Genomic DNA, 16,717 nt, shown 5'->3' on the forward strand with positions numbered 1-16,717 from the left:
GATGCGCCCCCGTTCTTGGGTCGTGCGAGGGAATTACTTCTTCGGCTTCACGAACTTGAGCGTCATCCGATCGCTCTCGCCGATGGCCATGTACTTGTCCTTGTCCTTGTCGCCGAGCTCCAGCGTGGGCGGCAGGGTCCAGACGCCTTCGGGGTAGTCCTTCGTGTCCTTCGGGTTCGCGTTGACCTCGGACTTGCCTTCGAGCTTGAAGCCCGCGGCCTCGGCCTGCTTGATCACGAACGCCTCGGGCAGGTAGCCCTGCTCCGCGCTCTTGTCCGGGTCCGCGTCGGCCTTGGCGCGGTGCTGCTCGATGCCGAGCACGCCGCCGGGCTTCAGCGCCTTGAACACCTCGCCGAGGAAGCCGGGCAGGAGTTTGTCGCGGTGCAGGCCGTGGAGCGAGCGCATCACGATCACCAGATCGACCTTGTTTTCCAGGCCGAATTTCGGGTTCTTCCCGTCGATCACGATGCGGTCGACCTTGCTGTAGAGCTCGGGCGCGCGATCGAGGAAGCGCGCGAGGCGCTGCCCGTAGAACGTGCTCCGCGCGTCGGCCGGGCCCTTCGGGTCGGTCGTCGTGACCAGGAGCTTGCCCTGCGTCGCCAGCGTGGGCGCGAGCAGCTCCGTCCACCAGCCCTCGCCGGGGCCGTATTCGAGCACCGTCAGCTTCGGCGTGAGGCCGAAGAACTTCAGCGTCTCCGTCGGGTGGCGGTACTTGTCGCGCTCGAGGTTCTTGGGCACGCGGTGTTTGCCCGCGAGCACGGCCTTGAGCGCGGCGTCGAGCGACGCGTACTTCGCCTCGGCGAGCTTCTTCGCCTCGGCGTGGATCTCCGGCGTGAAGCGCGTGTCCTCGGCCTTGGCCTCGGCCTCCCACTTCGCGCGGTCGGCGGCGAGCTCCTGGGCCGCCTTGGCCTTCTTGAGCTCCTCGGGCGAGGGCGCGGCCGCGGGCGCGGCCGTCGGCGTCGCCGTGGGCGCGGCTTCCGGCGTGGCCGTGGGAGCGGCGGTCGTCGCGGGGGGCGTCTCGGTGGTCGTCCCCTCGGGGGTTGCCGCCTCCGGCGTGGAGGGGCCACAAGCGAGCATCGGCATGGCCAGGAGGGCCAGCGCAAGCAGTCGTCGTTTCATGGGGCGCATCCTTGCCCCAACGGAAACAGGAAGGCAACGGGGCCGCAGTTTCGTGTTGCCACGTCGCGCCATCCCCGTAGAGTGGAAATTATGTCCACACTTACAGATATGAAGACGCTTGTGTGCTTCCTGTCGTTCTCCCTGGCTGCGTTTGGCGCCCTCGCGGGTTGCGGCAGCGACAGCGAGGGGCTCGGTGCGTGCCCGACCGACTCGTCCGCACAACAGACGGCGGGCCTGAGCGTGCTCGCCAATTCCTGCACGGTATGCCACAATCCGAATTACGCGAACGGTACGCCGGCGGGGGGGATCGATTTCTCGTCGGCGGACGAGGTGAGGGCCGAGGCGGCGGAGATGTACAGCGAGGCCGCGGCAGGCGCGATGCCCCCGACCGGCAAGCTGAACGAGACCGATCTCGAAGCGCTGCGCGTCTATCTGGCCTGCACGCAGTAAGCAGCCCTCACTCCTTCGCCACGTCGAGCACGCCCGCCATGAACCGGACGAGCTCCCATTGCTGCGCGAGCGACGGCTCCCCGCGGAGCTCGACATGCTCGACCGCCGGCGTCACGAGCGAGGCGCGGAGGAGCGCCGGCGGGACGTCGTGGGCGAGCCATTGGGTCTCCGACGCCGGAATCACCGAATCCGTCGCGCCGTGAAGCAAAAACACGGGGGCGTGCAGCTCGCCGAGGTGCCCCGCGGGCGAGACGGAGAGCGCTTGCTCGGGGTGTTTTGCAATCTCGTCGATGAGCGCCGGCACGTCGGCCTTTCCTTCGAGCAGAGCCTCCACCTTGGCCCGCGCCTCGGCGCTGAGCTCCGCGAGCTTCGCCTTCGAGGCCTCGCGATCATCCCAGAGCCAGAGCCGGATTGCGTCGCGCGCCGCGGCCGCGTCGGCCGGCGGCACCAGGGCCTCGACGTGCGAATAAAGCAGGACGAGCGCGCCATACGGGTGCGCGGTGAGCGCCTCCTTGTGCCCGTCCGGCCACGAGGTCTCGTTCTTCTTGAAAAACTCGAGCACGCGCCGCATGTCGTGGTGCGCCCCGATCGCCACGACAAACCCGATGTCCTTGGCAAACGCCCCATCCGACGCCGCGCGGAGCGCGAGCCCGCCCGCGAAGCTCATGCCCATGAGGCCCACGGGCCTGTCGCCGAGGCGCTCGCGCAGCGAATGCGCGGCTGCGCCGAGCGTCTCGATCGAGGCCGCATCGATGCGATAATCGGCGATCTCCTTCACCTCGGGCGTGAGCACGACGACGCCCGAGGCCGCGATCGCGCGGGCGAACCGCATGAGGCGCGGCTCGTCGATGGCGAGTCGATGGACGCCGTGCACGATCACCACGCCCGGCGCATTCGCGACGCCCACGGGTGAATACACGCGCGCCCGCACCGGGCCACGCGCGGAGGGCACCTCGGTCAGGCTCTCGTCCAGCGTGTGTTTTCCGTACTCCGGCAAGAACCCTTGCGCGTGTTCGTCCGCGAAGCGCAAGAGGAGCGAGGCCGCGCGCAGGTGCCGATCCGCGGGACGCGCGAGGAGCACGATCGCCGCGAGCAGCACGAGGAGCACCCCTCGCCCGATTCGCCGCCGCTTGCGAGGCGCCTCCGCCGCCTTCGTCTCGGTCATCGCGCCGGCAGCGTAGCAGGGCGCGGCGCCGTCCGTGGTGTGGGGTTCGTTCGAGGTCGAGAGGAGCGAGGTGACGTTCGCCATGACCTCCATCGTGGGGCGCGAAAGAAGAGGGGGCCTGTGCCGCTGGTCATGGTCCTTGGTCGATTTCCACCATGACTTTCGGCACAGGCGAGCGTGGGAGGCGCTACGATGCCCCGCGCATGGACCGGCCGCCGCCCACCCGGATGCTGCTTTTCGTGGCGGGGACGCTGGCGTGGGCCGCGATCGCCCAGCCGTTCCTGCTGCCACTCGCGCGGGACCCGGCGAGCCTGGGCGATGCGACCGTGGCCGCGAGCTTCGTGGCGCACACGGCGTACCTCGGGGCGTTCGTGACGAGCGCGTCGCGGCTCGACAGGCTCGGGCCCAAGAGCCGGCTCGTGCTGCTCGCCGTGCAATCGATCTCCGCGCTCGTGCTCGTTCATCTACGGAACCTGTGGCTCGAAGCGGGCCTCTTGGCGATCGTCGCGGCGCAGGCGTCGCTCCTCTTGTCGCGAGGCGCGGCGCTCGGCTGGGTCGCGGTGCAGACCGTGGCGATCTTCCCCTTTTACGTCGGGCGTGCCGACGTGCCGCAGGCGGCGTTCTGGACGGCGGGCGTGCTCGGCTTTCAGCTTTTCGCGACCACGATCGGGACGGTGGCGCGGCACGAGGCGGCCGCGCGCGCCGAGCTTTCGCGGGTCAACGCCGAGCTTCGCGCCGCGCAGGTGATGCTCGCCGAGAGCGCGCGCACGGCCGAGCGGCTGCACATCGCGCGCGAGTTGCACGATGCCGTGGGCCATCACCTCACGGCGATGAGCATCCACCTGGAGCTCGCGCGCCGCACCTCGCCGGGCGAAGAGGCCCTCGCGCGGGCGCACGAGCTCGCGAAGAGCACGCTCTCCGAGGTGCGCGGCGTCGTGCGCGCGATGCGCGAGGAGCGCACGCTCGACCTGCCGCGCGCGATCGAGGCGCTCGCCGCGGGGGTGCCGCGTCCGCAGGTGCACGTCGATCTCGCCGAGGGGCTCGTGATTGACGACGACGCCCTGGCCCACGCGCTCTTCCGTGGCGTGCAGGAGGCGATCACCAATGCGGCGCGCCACGGCGGCGCGGAGAATTTGTGGATCCGGCTCGCCGCGGGGCCGGAGGGCCTCGTGCTCGAAGCGCGCGACGACGGGCGCGGCGCGGAGGGAGCCATCGAGGGCAGCGGCCTTTCGGGTTTGCGCGAGCGGATCGAGGCGCTCGGCGGGGCCTTGACCGTGACGCCCGGTCCGGGCAAAGGTTTTGAATGGCGCGCGGTCGTCCCGCCGCGCGCGGGGACGATGGCTGCGCCGTGATTCACGTTTTGCTCGCGGACGATCAAACGCTCGTGCGGCAGGGCATCAAGAGCCTGCTCGCGCTCACGCCCGACATCCGGGTCGCCGCCGAGGCGAGCGACGGGGAGGAGGCGCTCGCGATCGTGGCGACGACCGCGCTCGACGTGCTCCTGCTCGACGTACGAATGCCGCGGAAGACAGGGCTCGACGTGCTCACGGCGCTCCGCGGAAAGCCCAAGGTGCCGCCCACGATCCTGCTCACGACGTTCGACGACGACGCGGTCGCCGCCGCGGGGATCCGGCTCGGCGCGCGGGGATTTTTGCTGAAGGACATCGGCCTCGAGCAGCTCGCCGAGGCGATCCGCGCGGTCGCCTCGGGCGGGACGCTCTGGAACCCGGCGATCACCGAGCGCGTGCTGCGCGGGCTCGATCGCTTGAAGCCCGATGTCACCGTGATCGAGCCGCCCACCGCGCTCACGGCGCGCGAGGTCGAGGTCCTGCGCCTCATGGCCTCGGGGGCGAGCAACCGCGAGATCGCCGAGATGCTGGGCACGGCCGAGGGGACCGTGAAAAACCACGCGTCGAGCATCTTCTCGAAGCTCGGCGTGCGTGATCGGACGAAGGCCGTGCTCCGGGCGATCGAGCTCGGCTACATCTAGCGGGAGCGCTTCAAGGCCGCGACAGGTACGCCACGAGGAAGCACATCTCCTGGTTCGTCCCCTCGCCCCAGGCGACGTCGAGCGGCGGGAAATGGGTTTGTCCTTTTCCAGTCGCCGAGTTGTCCCAGGTGCACTCGGTGACGAGCCGCTGCCCCGGCTGCCACTGCATTGGCTCGTCGAACACGTAAAGCGCCTGGTGGTGGAAATCGAAATCCCCACGCGCGACGCACGCCCGCCCGCCCGCGTCGTCCTCGATCCATGCGTCGTACGAGCGACCGAGCAGGTGCATGTGTGGCAGGAGGCCGTAGATCGTGGTCGGCGCGCCCTCGTTCGTGATCACGCTCCGCTCGACGTGCTGCGAGACGCCCGCGGGGACCGTGAACGGTACCGGGCCGAAGACGTCCATGAAGACCTCCGCGGCGGGCGCCTCCGTCGCGAGGCGCATCCGGTACGCCGACCGATCGAGCGCGCCCGGTTTGGGGGCGTAATAATGCATCTGCATCACGATCTGCTCGCCGGGGTCGAGCCGGATGCCCGTGTCCTTCGGGAGCTCCATCACGGAGACGCCCGGCGCGAACGCATGCAGGAGCTGCCAATCGAGCTCCAGCACCGGATCCCGGCACGAAAATCCCTTCGTGCCCGGCGGCACGCCGTACCCCGCGCCCGCGTCGTGCCCCGCGTCCCGGTAGAGCCCGATGTGATGCACGACGAGCGGGTCGCCGGGCACAGCCTCGATCGCCTTGATCCACGTGGGCGTCGCGAGCGGATTGTCGAGCACCACGCACCAGTATTCGTTGCCGTCGTCGTCTGGGGCGACCTCGTGCGCCTCGGGCATTTCGAGCACGAGGTCCGGGTCGTCGATGTGCGCGACGTTTCCCGGCTTTGCCGTGGCCTCGCTCGGATCGCCGAGCGGCGCCCCCGCGTCGGCCCAGGCGCGAAAACGCGCGCGATCTTCCGCGCCGAGGTACATCCGCTCCGCGTCCGCATAAGGCCGGCACGAAGGGTCGAGCGCGGGGGGCGGCATCTCGCCTGCCTCCACGCGCGCGGCCATCGTGGGGGCGAGCGCCCGCGCCGTCGCAGCGTCCTGCAGGTTCAAACGGCCCACGCCGCTCCCGTCGTGGCACGCGGCGCACGATCGATCGACCAGCGGCTGGATGTCCCGATACCACGTGGGCGCGGGCGTCGGCTCGGCGCCGCATGCCGGCGCCAACGCGACCACGGCTCCCAAAAAGACGATCCTCGATGCCTGCTTTTTCCAGGCGTTTCCTTCCCTCATGACGCACCTCTCCCGCCTGCGCGCTCCACGGCGCGGCGGTTCAAACGGTTGTTTCAAACAGTTGTTTGAGGTGACCGGTTCGTTCAACGAGCAGCAGGATTTCGACGCCGACCGCGGGAGGGGACTCGACCGCCTCGCGGGATCTGGGCTAAGACCAGGGCCGTGAGGGACGGCGAGCAAGGCGGCGCGCGTGAGCGGATCCTCGAGGCCGCGATCGAGGTCGTCGCGCGGGAAGGGATCGAGGCCCTCACGGTGCGCGCGATCGCCCTGGAAGCGGGCGTGAACGTTGCCGCGATCAACTACTATTTCGGGAGCAAAGAACGCCTCGTCGAGGAGGTGCTCGCGCGCACGCTGGAGAATGGCCTCGGCGAGCAGCTCCGCGAGCTCGACACCTTCGTCGAGGCCGAGGGCGGGGACGTTCGCGCGGCGCTCGAGCGCTTCGTGCCGGCGTTTTTCCCGGACGCCGTCCGGTACCCGCGCCTCAGCGCGGCGCACCTGCACGACGCCATCGTCCGCCAAGACTACACGGGCAAGGCCGTCCAGCAATATCGCGACTTCCTCGAAGGGTTTTTCCGTCGCGTACGCCCCGCCTTGCCGGCGGGCTCGGAGGAAGAGCAACGCCTCCGCGTCGCCGCATTCTGGTCCGCCATTCACATGGTTTGCCTCGCGCCGCGCCTTTGCGAGGGGTTCGTCCCCCACGCCCTTCACGCGCCTGCGGGGGCCGCGCCGTTCGCGCGCCTGCTCGTCCGGCAGCTCCTCGGCGATCGCCCCGAAGCGCAGAGCCGCCCCCGAGACCGCAAGCGGCGGCGCGACCCTGCCTGAAAGGCGAGGGAGGTCATCCGCGACGCGCACGAAGCGCTTCCCAACGGCGCTTCGAACCTCCATACTCGCGCTGATGGCCGTGAAGAGCGACACCGGGAGAGTCTCGCGCCGCGCGCTCCTGGCCGGCGGCGCGCTCGCCGCCATCAGCGCAGGATGCAGCGTCGTACCGGCCGAGGCGCCTCGCGCGCCGCCCGCCCGCCGGAGGATCCGGGACCTCGGCATCGCCATCGGCTCGCTCACGCCCGGCCGCTGGAATGCGATCACCGACGTGCCCGGCGTGCGCGTGGGGCACGTGACGCGTATCGAAGGCGAAGGCCCGCTCGTGCCCGGCCGCGGGCCGATCCGCACCGGCGTGACCGTGATCATGCCCGGCGACGACGTTTGGCGGGACAATGTCCCCGCGGCACGCTTCACGTTGAACGGCAATGGTGAGCTCACGGGGGTCTCCACGCTTGATCGGCGTGGCCTTTTGGAGACGCCGATTTTCCTGACCGACACCTCGAACATCGGCCGCGTGATGGACGGTGCGCTCGCGTGGATGCTCGACAGGTATCCGGAGATCGGCGACAGCGCGCCTGTGCCCACGCCGGTCGTGGGCGAGACCTGGGCGGCGTTTCTTCATGACGCCGAGGGCCGACACCTCACGGAGGAGCACGTGCGTGAGGCGATCTCGGCGGCGCGCAGCGGGCCTGTCGAGGAGGGGGCCGTGGGCGGCGGCACGGGCATGTTGTGTTACGAGTTCAAGGGCGGGATCGGAACCGCGTCGCGGCGCCTGCCTGCCGCGATGGGGAATTACACGCTCGGCGTGCTCGTGCAGACGAACCACGGCAGGAGGGCGCAGCTCCGGATCGACGGGGTGCCGGTGGGTCGTGAGATCACCGAGGGAATGCCGTACGAGGGACGGAAGTCGAAATCGATTTTGATCATCGGCGCCACCGACGCGCCGATGACACCGTTGCAGCTCGGCCGCCTCGCGAAGCGGATGGCGCTCGGGCTCGCGCGGACCGGAGCGGTCTCGATGCACGGATCGGGGGATCTCCTGCTTTTCTTTTCGACGGGCGTCCGCGTCCGGCGCGGAGCAGCCTCGACGGTGGCGTCCGTCTGGAACGACGAGCACATCAGCGTGGCGCACGAGGCGGCGGTCGAGGCCACGGAGGAGGCCGTGCTCAATGCCCTCGCGATGGCCCGGACGATGAACGGGATTCACGGAAACACGGCCCACGCATTGCCGCTCGACCGGTTGCCGGAGATCATGCGCAAGTACGGGCGCCCGATTCCGGGGCGCTAGGAGCCACACGGAGACCATGCCGGCCGAGCGCACGTTACGCAATTCGATCACCGACGTCTCCGGCGTCGAGGTCGCGCACCTGACCGTGGCCGAGGGCGACGTGCAGACGGGCGTGACCGTGGTGATGCCGTGCCCGCCGTCCGTGTGGCATCGAAAGTTTTCCCTCGGCGCCTACGCGGCCGGCGGAGGGCTTTCGTGGACGGGCGTGGAGGTGGCGGAGGACTTCGGCACGTTCGCATCCCCGATCGTGCTTTGCAATGCGACGAGCGTGGGCGCGGCCTACGACGCGTTGATCACGCGGGGGCACAAGCGGGACCCGGAGCTGCCGGTCGACGATGGATGGCCGCCCATCGTGGTGGGAATCGACGATGGGTATTTGAATGACCTCCGGCGCCGGCGGGTAAAACACGACGACGTGCTCGCGGCCTGCGAAGCGGCGCGAGGCGAACCGCCGGCCTGCGGGAGCGTGGGCGTGGGCCGCGGGCTCGTGGCCCTCGGGTTCAAGGGCGGCGTGGGGGACGCTGCGGCGGCGGCGCGCGTCGGGAGCGATGCATTCGTCGTGGGCGTGCTCCTCGCGGCGAATGGGGGGGCGCCACGCGGGACGAGCGCCGTGCGCGTGGTTTCGCCCGGATTCGTGGCGATCGTCGCGACGGACGCGCCGCTGTTTCCCGCGGAGCTTCGATTGCTTGGCGAAGCGGCCATTCGGGGGATCGACGCGGCCGTGACGATTGGCGGCGAGGAGGGGCGGCTCGCGCTCGCGTTTTCGGTGGCGAATACGATCGACGGATCACTCACGGCGCCGCCGGGGCGGCTTTACGAGGCGCGCAGGCTCGGGGACGACGGGCTCGGCCCGCTCTTCGACGCGGCGGCCCGCGCGTCGCGGGCGGCGCTGGGAAAGGCGCTCGGAGAAGCGACCGCGGTGACGGGGCGGAAGGGGCGCACGGTCGAAAAGGCGCATGCCGAGATCGTGGCGTCCCTTGCATTCGCTGGGCGTTGACCGGAAGCCGCGTGTAAGTCCGAGAGGTGATCGACAGTTCCCACGCCATGGGCTACAAGGCGCACGTGCGCATCTTCTTCTCGACCGTCCTTCTCACCTTGATTTCGACCTTCACCGCCGTTGCTGTGGCCGACGTGGCGGGGCCCCACAACGTTTGCGACGTCGAAGGGCTCGGCTGTCAGCAATGCTACTGGTCCTATGGTCGGGACCCTGGTGATCAGCCGGAATTCGATCGGTGCGCTGGTCCCCTTCGCGAAAAAGGGCTCGCGGAGGCTTGTCGCCACAAGCAGGGAGCCGGCGATGTGGTCTTCTTCTGCCCGGCGGGCGCGAAGCCCGAGACACGCGTGGTCGGCGGCGGCTGCGGCGGGTGCACGACGGCGGGGGCCGCGGAGGGCGCTGGGATGCTCGTGTTCGCGGCCGGCTTGGGGATTGCGTGGACGCGGCGTCGTCGGATATCCAGGGCGACGGGCGCTTCGGGAGATTCAGAGCGGAGGCGGTGATGAGGACGGTGTCGAAGATGCGGGCAGCGGGCGTGACGGCGGTCCAGGGCACGCTCGCCCTCTGCGTCGCGTTCGCGACGTGGACGTGTGGCCAGGATACCCAGGGCAGCGGGGCCTCGGGCGGCGGCGCGAACGGCGGCGCGGGCGGCACCGGCGGTACGGGCGGCGAAGGGGCCGTGTTCTTCGACGGCGGGCCCGACGCGAACGGCGCCCTCGCTTGTAGCCCCGATCTGCGCTCGATCGTCGACGAGGCCGGGCAGGTCGTCTCGGTTTGTCCCGCCGATCAAGGTTGCCTCGATGGGGCGTGCGCGCCCGCCTGCGACGCCGCCGCCGAGAGCAAAGGCAACGTCGGCTGCAATTTCCGCGTCACGACCCCGGGCTCCTATCCACCGGCGCTCCCGCCCTGCTTTGCGGTTTTCTTGACGAACACCTGGCCTCGGCCCGCGAAGGTGTCCGTCACGCGCGGCGGGCAATCGTTCGACGTGACGGGCTTCGGCCGGATCCCCAAGAACGGCATGCCCGAATCGTCGTGGCCCGCGGTGCCCGCGGAGGGCATTCCGGAGGGCGAGGTCGCGGTGCTTTTCCTCTCGCACGATCCGAATTCGATCATGCCGGAGACGGGCAAATCGCTGACCTGCCCGGTTCCGCCCGCGATCGAGGCGCCGACGCTCGTCCCGGGCACGGGGCGCGGCGAGGCGTTCCACATCGTCTCTGACACGCCCGTGAGCGCGTACGACATTCTCCCGTACGGCGGCGCCGAGTCCTTTTTCCCGAGCGCGCAGCTTCTTTTCCCGACCTCGGCGTGGGGCACGAACTACATCGTGATGGCCACGCCCAAGGGCACGGCCATGCCGCCGGGGCCGATCTTCGCGCACGTCCTCGCGACCGAGGACAATACGAAAGTTGACCTCCTCCCGACCGTCGACCTGCCCGCGGGCGCTGATTTCCCCGCGGCGCCGAAGGGAATGCCGGCGAGCTTCACGCTCTCGGCCGGGGAGTATTTGCAATGGGAGCTCCCGACGAGCTCGCCGGATCCGTCCGGGAGCGTGGTGCTCAGCGACAAACCCGTCGCCGTCATCACGGGAAACCGCTTCTTCCGGCTGCAGCCCGTGCCGGCGCCCGGCGGCGAGGCCACGCACCAGCAGATCTTGCCGGTCTCGGCGCTCGCGAACGAATACGTGGCCGCGCCTTACGAGACACGCAGGAAGGATCTCCAGCCTGAGAACATCCACTATCGCATCGTCGGCGTCGCGGACGGCACGACGCTCACGTTCGATCCGCCCGTGGCCGGCGCGCCCCAGGCGCTCGCGCAAGGCCAGATTGCCGATTTCCAGGCGACAGGCCCGTTCCGCGTGTCGAGCCAGGACGGGGCGCATCCCTTCTCGATCGCGCAGATCATGGATACCAGCAACATCCCGGGCGGCACACGCGAGGGCGCGACGGCGCCGAATTTCGAGAAGAACCTCGGCGACGAGGAATTCGTGATCATGCTGCCGCCGGAGCAGTTCCTCTCGAACTACGTCTTCTTCACGGACCCCGCCTATCCGACGACGAACCTCTCGCTCACGCGGGTGAAGACGAGCAAGGGTTTTTCCGAGGTCACCGTCGATTGCCTGGGCGCCATCTCCGGGTGGAAGCCGGCCGGTTCGGACGGCCGATTCGAGGTGACGACGGTGGATCTGATGCGCGCCGAGGTGGGCGTGAACGGCTGCCAGAACGGCCGGCACACGGCCAAGAGCGACGGGCCGTTCGGGCTCGTGGTATGGGGCCTCGACAGCTATTCGTCGTATGCGTATCCCGCCGGTGGATACGCCGTCACCATCACCGACGTGGTGATCCCGCCCGTGCCCAAATGAACGAACGCGCAGAGCGTTCGTCCGGCCCCGACGACCGGCAAGGGCGGGCCCGCCCGCGTCCTCGCGCGCGCGTGGTGCGTATTGGTTATGGCGCGCCGCACGCCCGCGTGGGTATGCTCATCGTATGAGCAAGGACGATCGTCGTCGTGACGAGGGAGGTGAGCTTTCGGCCGCAGCACTTTCCCTGGAGCAGGAGCTGCGGCGCTTCGAGGAGCTCGCCGCGGGCGTCGGGCGGGCGCCGCTGAACTCGCAGAAGGGGCTCGAGCAGGCGGCGCGGGCCACGAGTGACGCCGCGGCTTCGCAAGCGCGCTTCGCCGAGCACCTGAAGTCGCTCGTCGAGGCCGTGAACGCCGCGCGCGACCGGCAGGCCGCGGCGGCGGCGACGATCAACGCCCGCGTGGTCGAGATCGACGCGCGTGCCGCGAAGTTCCTGGAGCTGCGTGAGCGGTTCGCGCAGCTCGGCGCGCGGGCGGCCGAGGTCAACGTGATCATGCAGCGCGCCGCGGGGGTCAAACGCGAGCCCGGGGACGGCTCCGATCGCACGGAGCTCCGGGCCTCGATTGCGCAGGCGCTCGAAGGGCTCGGCGCGGTGGTCGAGGGCGCGCAGCAGCTTATGCACGACGCCCGCGAGGCCGAAGCGCACGACCTCTCGCGCGAGGCGGAGTCGCTGCGACAGCAGGTCCTCTCTGCGCGGAACAAGCTCGGGCTCTTGCAGAAGCACCTCGAGAACGAGGGCCCGCCGCCGAGCTGAGCCCTCAGCGCGACGTTTCACGCGTGTTCGCCGCCCGCCACGTTTCGGGGGACATGCCCGTCCACCGCTTGAATGCGCGGTGAAACACGCTCGGCTCCGCATACCCCAGGAGATAGGCGACCTCCGCAAGGGAGACGCGCGCGTCGAGGTAGGCCATGGCGCGTGCGCGGCGGACGCCGTCGACGAGGTCTTCGAACGACGTGCCCTCCGCGCGCAAACGCCGCTGCAGCGTACGTCCGCTCATGCCGAGAGAGGCCGCGGCCGCGGCGAGGGATGCGCCGCCTTCGGGCAGGCGATCGGCGACGAACGTACGCAATCGAGAGAGGAGCGAAGTCTCGGGGCCAAGCCGCGCGAGCGCCGCGTCGGCATGGCGCTGGAAGTACGCGTGCATGGCCTCGTTGGCGAGCGGCATGGCCCTCTCGAAAAGGTCCGCGGGCAGGACCACCTCGTCGATCGGGGAGCCGAAGGTCACGGGCGCATGGAATACGGCTCTATAGGCTGCGTGGTCGGGAGGTGGTTCGCCTCGAAATCGTATGACCTCGGGGGAGACGGGCTCGGCGACGAGCTTGGGCGCATTCACGCCGACGTCGAAGGCAAACATCTCGGCCATGAGGCGGTGCGCCGGTCGTGCTGCGCCGAAGGGCTCGTACCGCAGATGCGCGCGCCCCGCCGCGACGACGAGCGAATACCGTTCGCCGTCGTTCCAGAGGCGCTGGTACCGCAGGATGCGCTCCATGGCCACGCCGAACGTGGGGCTCGTGAGCACGAGGAAGCCGAGCACGTCGAAGATTTCGACATCGACGCCGGACGCGACCTTCACGCCGAAGAGCGGCTCGCCGACCGCGACGGCGGCGTTCTCCACGAGCGTGTAGATCGAGGTGAGGGGCACGCGCGTCTCCGGCGACCCGAGGTCCACGCCCGACAGACCTGCCGCGCGGCAGAGGGCCGCGGTATCTGCCCCGCTCGCCGCGGCGACGTCGACGATGCGGCCTGCGAGGCGCGCGTTGTGGGTCGGTTGTCGCGCGAAGTCAGCGTTTTTGGCGTCCGATGTCACTGACGAGGGGCCTCGGCGTGCGCATCCTCGACCATCGAGGAGCTCATGAACATGCCACAACGGACGCGCGGCGAAAGACACTCGCTTCCGATGCTCGAAGGCGGGGAGCCTCCGCTCCCGCGTGATTGCTGGTATCCCATCGCGTCCGCGCGCCTCGTCCGCGAGCGACCGCAGACCGTGCGGCGGCTGGGCCGGTTCGTCGTCCTCTGGCGCGACGCGAGCGGCAAAATCGTGGCCCACGACGCGCGGTGCCCCCATCGCGGGGCGGACCTCGGCCTTGGCTGCGTGATCTCGGGCGAGCTCGCATGCCCGTATCATGGGTTTCGTTTCGGGACCGACGGCGAATGCACGGCGATGCCCTGCGAGCCCGAAGGCAAGCCGAGCCGACGTGATCTTTCCATTCGTCGATACGAGGTGCGTGAGCACCGCGGCCTGGTGTGGCTATGGCATGGGGATGGCGCTTCGGACCGGCCTCCGCTGCCTTGGTTCGAGGACCTACCCGAAACGGATCGACATGCGTGGGACCACGAGACCGTGTGGCCGCTGCCGCAGCTCCGCGTGATGGAGGGGATGCTCGACCTGCACCACGTGCCCTTCGCGCACGGCCGGTATCTGCGTGGCATTGGAACGCGGCTCGACCCGTACGAGGTAAAAGTCGAGGGGGGCACGGTAAGCACGTTCGGCGCGCTGCGGAGACCCGGAGACGGCCCGGAGCGTGGCTTCAGCGCTCGGATCGATGCGCGGCTGCCTGGGCTCGTGTTCCTCCGCTTCGGACCGCGTTTGTCCGGTATCGTCGCGTGCACGCCGGTCGATCGCGAGGCGACGTGGATCTTCGCGCGATACTTCGTGGAGCTGCCCGTCGTGGGAAAACTCCTCGCGGCGCTCTCCTTGTGGGCCGAGTTCGCGCTGGTGCAGCCGGATGATCAACGCATGCTGATGTCGACGACGCCCCGCGAGCCGGACGTTCGTGATCAAAAACTCGTTCGCGCGGACCTCGGCATCGCGCAATGGCACAAGCTGTTTTTCCGCGCCGTGCGCGGTACGGATGCGGCGCGCGTCCCGGGTGAGGGGCAGGGGTAGCGTTCAAGGTTTTGGTGCAGGGGTTCGTCGCGCGAAACGCATGGGGAGCTGGTCGACCCCGCGCACCACGAAAGCGTCCCGCCACACGAGCTTCGATGTGGTCAGCTCGGGCCCGAGCAGGCGCTCGAGCAGGCGTGGGAAGGCGACGCGCGCCTCCAGGCGGGCGAGCGGTGCTCCAATGCAAAAATGAATGCCGTTGCCGAAGGCGATGTGCCGGTTGTCTTGCCGGTGGATGTCGAAGCGATCCGGATCCGGGAACACCCGTGGATCGCGGTTTGCCGCGGCAATCATGAGGAAGATGCGCGAGCCAGCGAGGATGCGCTTGCCCAAGAGCTCGACGTCTTCCGCGGCGACGCGCGCCATCATGAGCAGCGGCCCGTCCCAGCGCAGCATCTCCTCGACGGCAGAGCTCATCAGCGTGGTGTCGGCGCGCCGATCCCGGAGCTCGGTAAGCGCCTCGGGATGGCGGAGGAGCGCGATCATGCCGTTGCCGATCAGGTGTGTCGTGGTCTCGTGCCCAGCGAAGAAGAGGAGCGCGCAGCAAGCGAAAAGCTCCTCTGCGCTCAGGAAATCGCCCTTCTCTTCGGCCGCGATGAGGCGCGAGAGCATGTCCTCTCGGGGGCGCCGTCGCCGCTCCGCGACGACGCTTTCGAAATAGGATGTCATGGCGTGGAGCCCGTCGGCGGCGATTGCATATTTATTGGCGAGCGTGCGCGACTGGACGATGAACGCGCCCAGCTCGTCGGACCACTTCTTCAGCAAGGGGACGTCTGCGCGCGGTACGCCGAAGAGCTCGGCGATCATCGTCGCGGAGAGGGGATAAGCGAAGTCGGCGATCATGTCCAATTCACCACGCTCGAGCGCCGCATCGATCAGCTCATCGGCGAGCGCGCGCACGCGTGGCTCCAGCGCCAGGACCGATTGCAACGTCATGGCTTTGTTCATGAGGCTGCGGAGCCTGGTGTGCACCGGCGGCTCGTTGAACGAGGCCCACATCGAGAGACACTCGACGAGGTCCTGCACCACCCTGCGCTCCGGACCCTTGTAATGGGCGAGGAACGGGCGCACGCGATCGGCCGACAGCCGCGGATCGCGCAGCGACGCGCGCACGTGGTCATGCCGCGTGAGCACCCATCCATGGAGCTTCTCGCTCCAGAAGACGGGCTCGTGCTCCCGGAGGTGGAGGAGCGCTGGGAAAGGATTTTCAATGAAGTCCGGATGACGCGGGTCGAAGGATAGGTCCACGGTCCCTCCTCGCACGTACAGGGTTTCTCTCGTGATGTTCCCCCTTCGCCGCGCGGCCGGTTTATGGCTCGCGTGTCCCCTCGACGACGACGTGCTGCAAGCCGACGTCGGTGGGGAGCAGGCGCGTCAGACGGAAGCCCGCCGCGGCCATCAGAGCCCGGTGCTCTTGCTCGGTGCGCATACGCCCTCCGACCACCGTGAGCAGGTGGACGTCGAGCAGCTCGGCGGGCGCAGAGAGGCCAATCACGGACTCGATGATCAGGAGCCGCCCGCCCGGCGGGAGCGCGCGGTGGCAGCACTTCAGGATTTGGATCGCCGCGTCGTCGTCCCAGTTGCAGATGATGTGCTTGAGCATGTGGACGTCGCCGCTGGGGACAGCCTCGAAGAAATCACCGGCGACCACCTCGCAACGCGCCGCGCTCGTGCTCGCGGCGATCCGCGCCCGCGCCCCTTCGATGATGTGCGGCTGATCGAAAAGGATACCCCGAAGCCCCGGGTTGTTCTCGATGACCGCGACGAGGAGGCTGCCATGACCGCCGCCGACGTCGACCACCGCGCGAAACGCAGAGAAGTCATAACGGGCGGCGACCGCGTTGGTATCGACGTAGGTGAAGCTCGTCATCGCCTTGTCGAAGAGCTCGGCGTCCTCGGGGTGGCTTGCGAGATAAGGATAAAGCGGGGCACCGAAGACGTGCTCGACGGCCGTTTTTCCGGACTTCACGCTGGAGAGCAAATCGAGCCAAGCGCGCGCGTAGACGTCGCCGCCGAACAGCAGGATGAAGTCGCGCATGGAGCCGGGGGCGCCGGTGCGCAGGGTCGCGCCGAGGGGCGTCGAGCCAAACCGCCTCTCCGGTAGCTCGGTGAAAACCCCTGCCCCGGAGAGGGCCCGGAGCATCCGATGGAGCGCGCCCGCGTCGACCCCCAAGGAGGCCGCGAGATCATCGCTGCTCCGCGGACCCTCCTCGATCAGGTCGGCGATTCCCAGCTTGGCCGCGACGTAGATCATCCGCGAGATCCACATGTTGTAGACGCTCAAGGCGCGCATGTGCATCGACAGGTCGTTCATTCCTAAAGAATTGTTCATGGCTGACTCGTAGGGAGGCGCTGGAGCTTTGCGGTAGCGC

16 protein-coding genes are annotated in these 16,717 nt (G+C 69.1%); 10 read left to right on the top strand and 6 right to left on the bottom strand.

Annotated elements, in window-relative coordinates:
- Nucleotides 1-33 precede the first annotated feature (33 nt).
- Nucleotides 34-1,119, bottom strand: coding sequence for a class I SAM-dependent methyltransferase (locus tag POL67_RS03615; protein WP_271915626.1), 1,086 nt, complete (start codon nucleotides 1,117-1,119; stop codon nucleotides 34-36).
- Between the two features lie 90 nt (nucleotides 1,120-1,209).
- On the opposite strand from POL67_RS03615, the gene POL67_RS03620 reads away from it, so the two are divergent.
- The gene (locus tag POL67_RS03620) at nucleotides 1,210-1,569 is read left to right on the top strand and encodes a hypothetical protein (protein WP_271915627.1); all 360 of its coding nucleotides are present in this window, start codon (nucleotides 1,210-1,212) and stop codon (nucleotides 1,567-1,569) included.
- Between the two features lie 7 nt (nucleotides 1,570-1,576).
- Here POL67_RS03620 and POL67_RS03625 read toward each other — a convergent pair whose 3' ends face one another.
- Entirely contained in the window at nucleotides 1,577-2,818 is a 1,242-nt protein-coding gene (locus tag POL67_RS03625) for an alpha/beta hydrolase family protein (RefSeq protein ID WP_271915628.1), read from the bottom strand.
- Nucleotides 2,819-2,937: 119 nt separating this feature from the next.
- On the opposite strand from POL67_RS03625, the gene POL67_RS03630 reads away from it, so the two are divergent.
- Together POL67_RS03630 and POL67_RS03635 are read left to right on the top strand one after the other, a co-directional pair.
- Nucleotides 2,938-4,086: a sensor histidine kinase gene (locus POL67_RS03630; RefSeq protein ID WP_271915629.1), complete on the top strand. Its 1,149-nt coding sequence runs from the start codon at nucleotides 2,938-2,940 to the stop codon at nucleotides 4,084-4,086.
- Entirely contained in the window at nucleotides 4,083-4,724 is a 642-nt protein-coding gene (locus tag POL67_RS03635; RefSeq protein WP_271915630.1) for a response regulator, read from the top strand. Before POL67_RS03630 ends, POL67_RS03635 begins: the two co-directional genes overlap by 4 nt.
- A gap of 10 nt (nucleotides 4,725-4,734) precedes the next feature.
- Here POL67_RS03635 and POL67_RS03640 read toward each other — a convergent pair whose 3' ends face one another.
- Nucleotides 4,735-6,000: a monooxygenase gene (locus tag POL67_RS03640; RefSeq protein ID WP_271915631.1), complete on the bottom strand. Its 1,266-nt coding sequence runs from the start codon at nucleotides 5,998-6,000 to the stop codon at nucleotides 4,735-4,737.
- A 162-nt stretch (nucleotides 6,001-6,162) separates the two neighbouring features.
- Between POL67_RS03640 and POL67_RS03645 the strand changes: the two genes are divergently transcribed.
- The 6 genes from POL67_RS03645 to POL67_RS03670 all read left to right on the top strand — a co-directional run bounded on the left by POL67_RS03645 (nucleotide 6,163) and on the right by POL67_RS03670 (nucleotide 12,214).
- Nucleotides 6,163-6,822: a TetR/AcrR family transcriptional regulator gene (locus tag POL67_RS03645; protein ID WP_271915632.1), complete on the top strand. Its 660-nt coding sequence runs from the start codon at nucleotides 6,163-6,165 to the stop codon at nucleotides 6,820-6,822.
- A gap of 73 nt (nucleotides 6,823-6,895) precedes the next feature.
- A complete protein-coding gene (locus tag POL67_RS03650; RefSeq protein ID WP_271915633.1) occupies nucleotides 6,896-8,110 on the top strand; it encodes a DmpA family aminopeptidase in 1,215 nt (404 codons plus the stop codon).
- 16 nt (nucleotides 8,111-8,126) lie between these two features.
- Nucleotides 8,127-9,107 carry a P1 family peptidase gene (locus POL67_RS03655; RefSeq protein ID WP_271915634.1) on the top strand — a complete coding sequence of 327 codons (981 nt, stop codon included), beginning with the start codon at nucleotides 8,127-8,129 and terminating at the stop codon, nucleotides 9,105-9,107.
- Between the two features lie 26 nt (nucleotides 9,108-9,133).
- A complete protein-coding gene (locus tag POL67_RS03660; protein ID WP_271915635.1) occupies nucleotides 9,134-9,607 on the top strand; it encodes an MYXO-CTERM sorting domain-containing protein in 474 nt (157 codons plus the stop codon).
- Complete coding sequence (locus tag POL67_RS03665) at nucleotides 9,607-11,463, top strand: IgGFc-binding protein (RefSeq protein ID WP_271915636.1); 1,857 nt, start codon at nucleotides 9,607-9,609, stop codon at nucleotides 11,461-11,463. Before POL67_RS03660 ends, POL67_RS03665 begins: the two co-directional genes overlap by 1 nt.
- Nucleotides 11,464-11,587: 124 nt before the next feature.
- Complete coding sequence (locus POL67_RS03670; protein ID WP_271915637.1) at nucleotides 11,588-12,214, top strand: hypothetical protein; 627 nt, start codon at nucleotides 11,588-11,590, stop codon at nucleotides 12,212-12,214.
- 4 nt (nucleotides 12,215-12,218) lie between these two features.
- On the opposite strand, the gene POL67_RS03675 is transcribed toward POL67_RS03670, so the two are convergent.
- Complete coding sequence (locus POL67_RS03675) at nucleotides 12,219-13,268, bottom strand: AraC family transcriptional regulator (protein WP_271915638.1); 1,050 nt, start codon at nucleotides 13,266-13,268, stop codon at nucleotides 12,219-12,221.
- Between the two features lie 45 nt (nucleotides 13,269-13,313).
- Between POL67_RS03675 and POL67_RS03680 the strand changes: the two genes are divergently transcribed.
- Complete coding sequence (locus POL67_RS03680; RefSeq protein WP_271915639.1) at nucleotides 13,314-14,348, top strand: Rieske 2Fe-2S domain-containing protein; 1,035 nt, start codon at nucleotides 13,314-13,316, stop codon at nucleotides 14,346-14,348.
- A gap of 3 nt (nucleotides 14,349-14,351) precedes the next feature.
- Here POL67_RS03680 and POL67_RS03685 read toward each other — a convergent pair whose 3' ends face one another.
- Entirely contained in the window at nucleotides 14,352-15,593 is a 1,242-nt protein-coding gene (locus POL67_RS03685; protein WP_271915640.1) for a cytochrome P450, read from the bottom strand.
- Nucleotides 15,594-15,654: 61 nt separating this feature from the next.
- A complete protein-coding gene (locus POL67_RS03690) occupies nucleotides 15,655-16,677 on the bottom strand; it encodes a methyltransferase (protein WP_271915641.1) in 1,023 nt (340 codons plus the stop codon).
- Nucleotides 16,678-16,717 lie beyond the last annotated feature (40 nt).

Source organism: Polyangium mundeleinium (assembly GCF_028369105.1).
Lineage (GTDB): Bacteria > Myxococcota_A > Polyangia > Polyangiales > Polyangiaceae > Polyangium > Polyangium mundeleinium.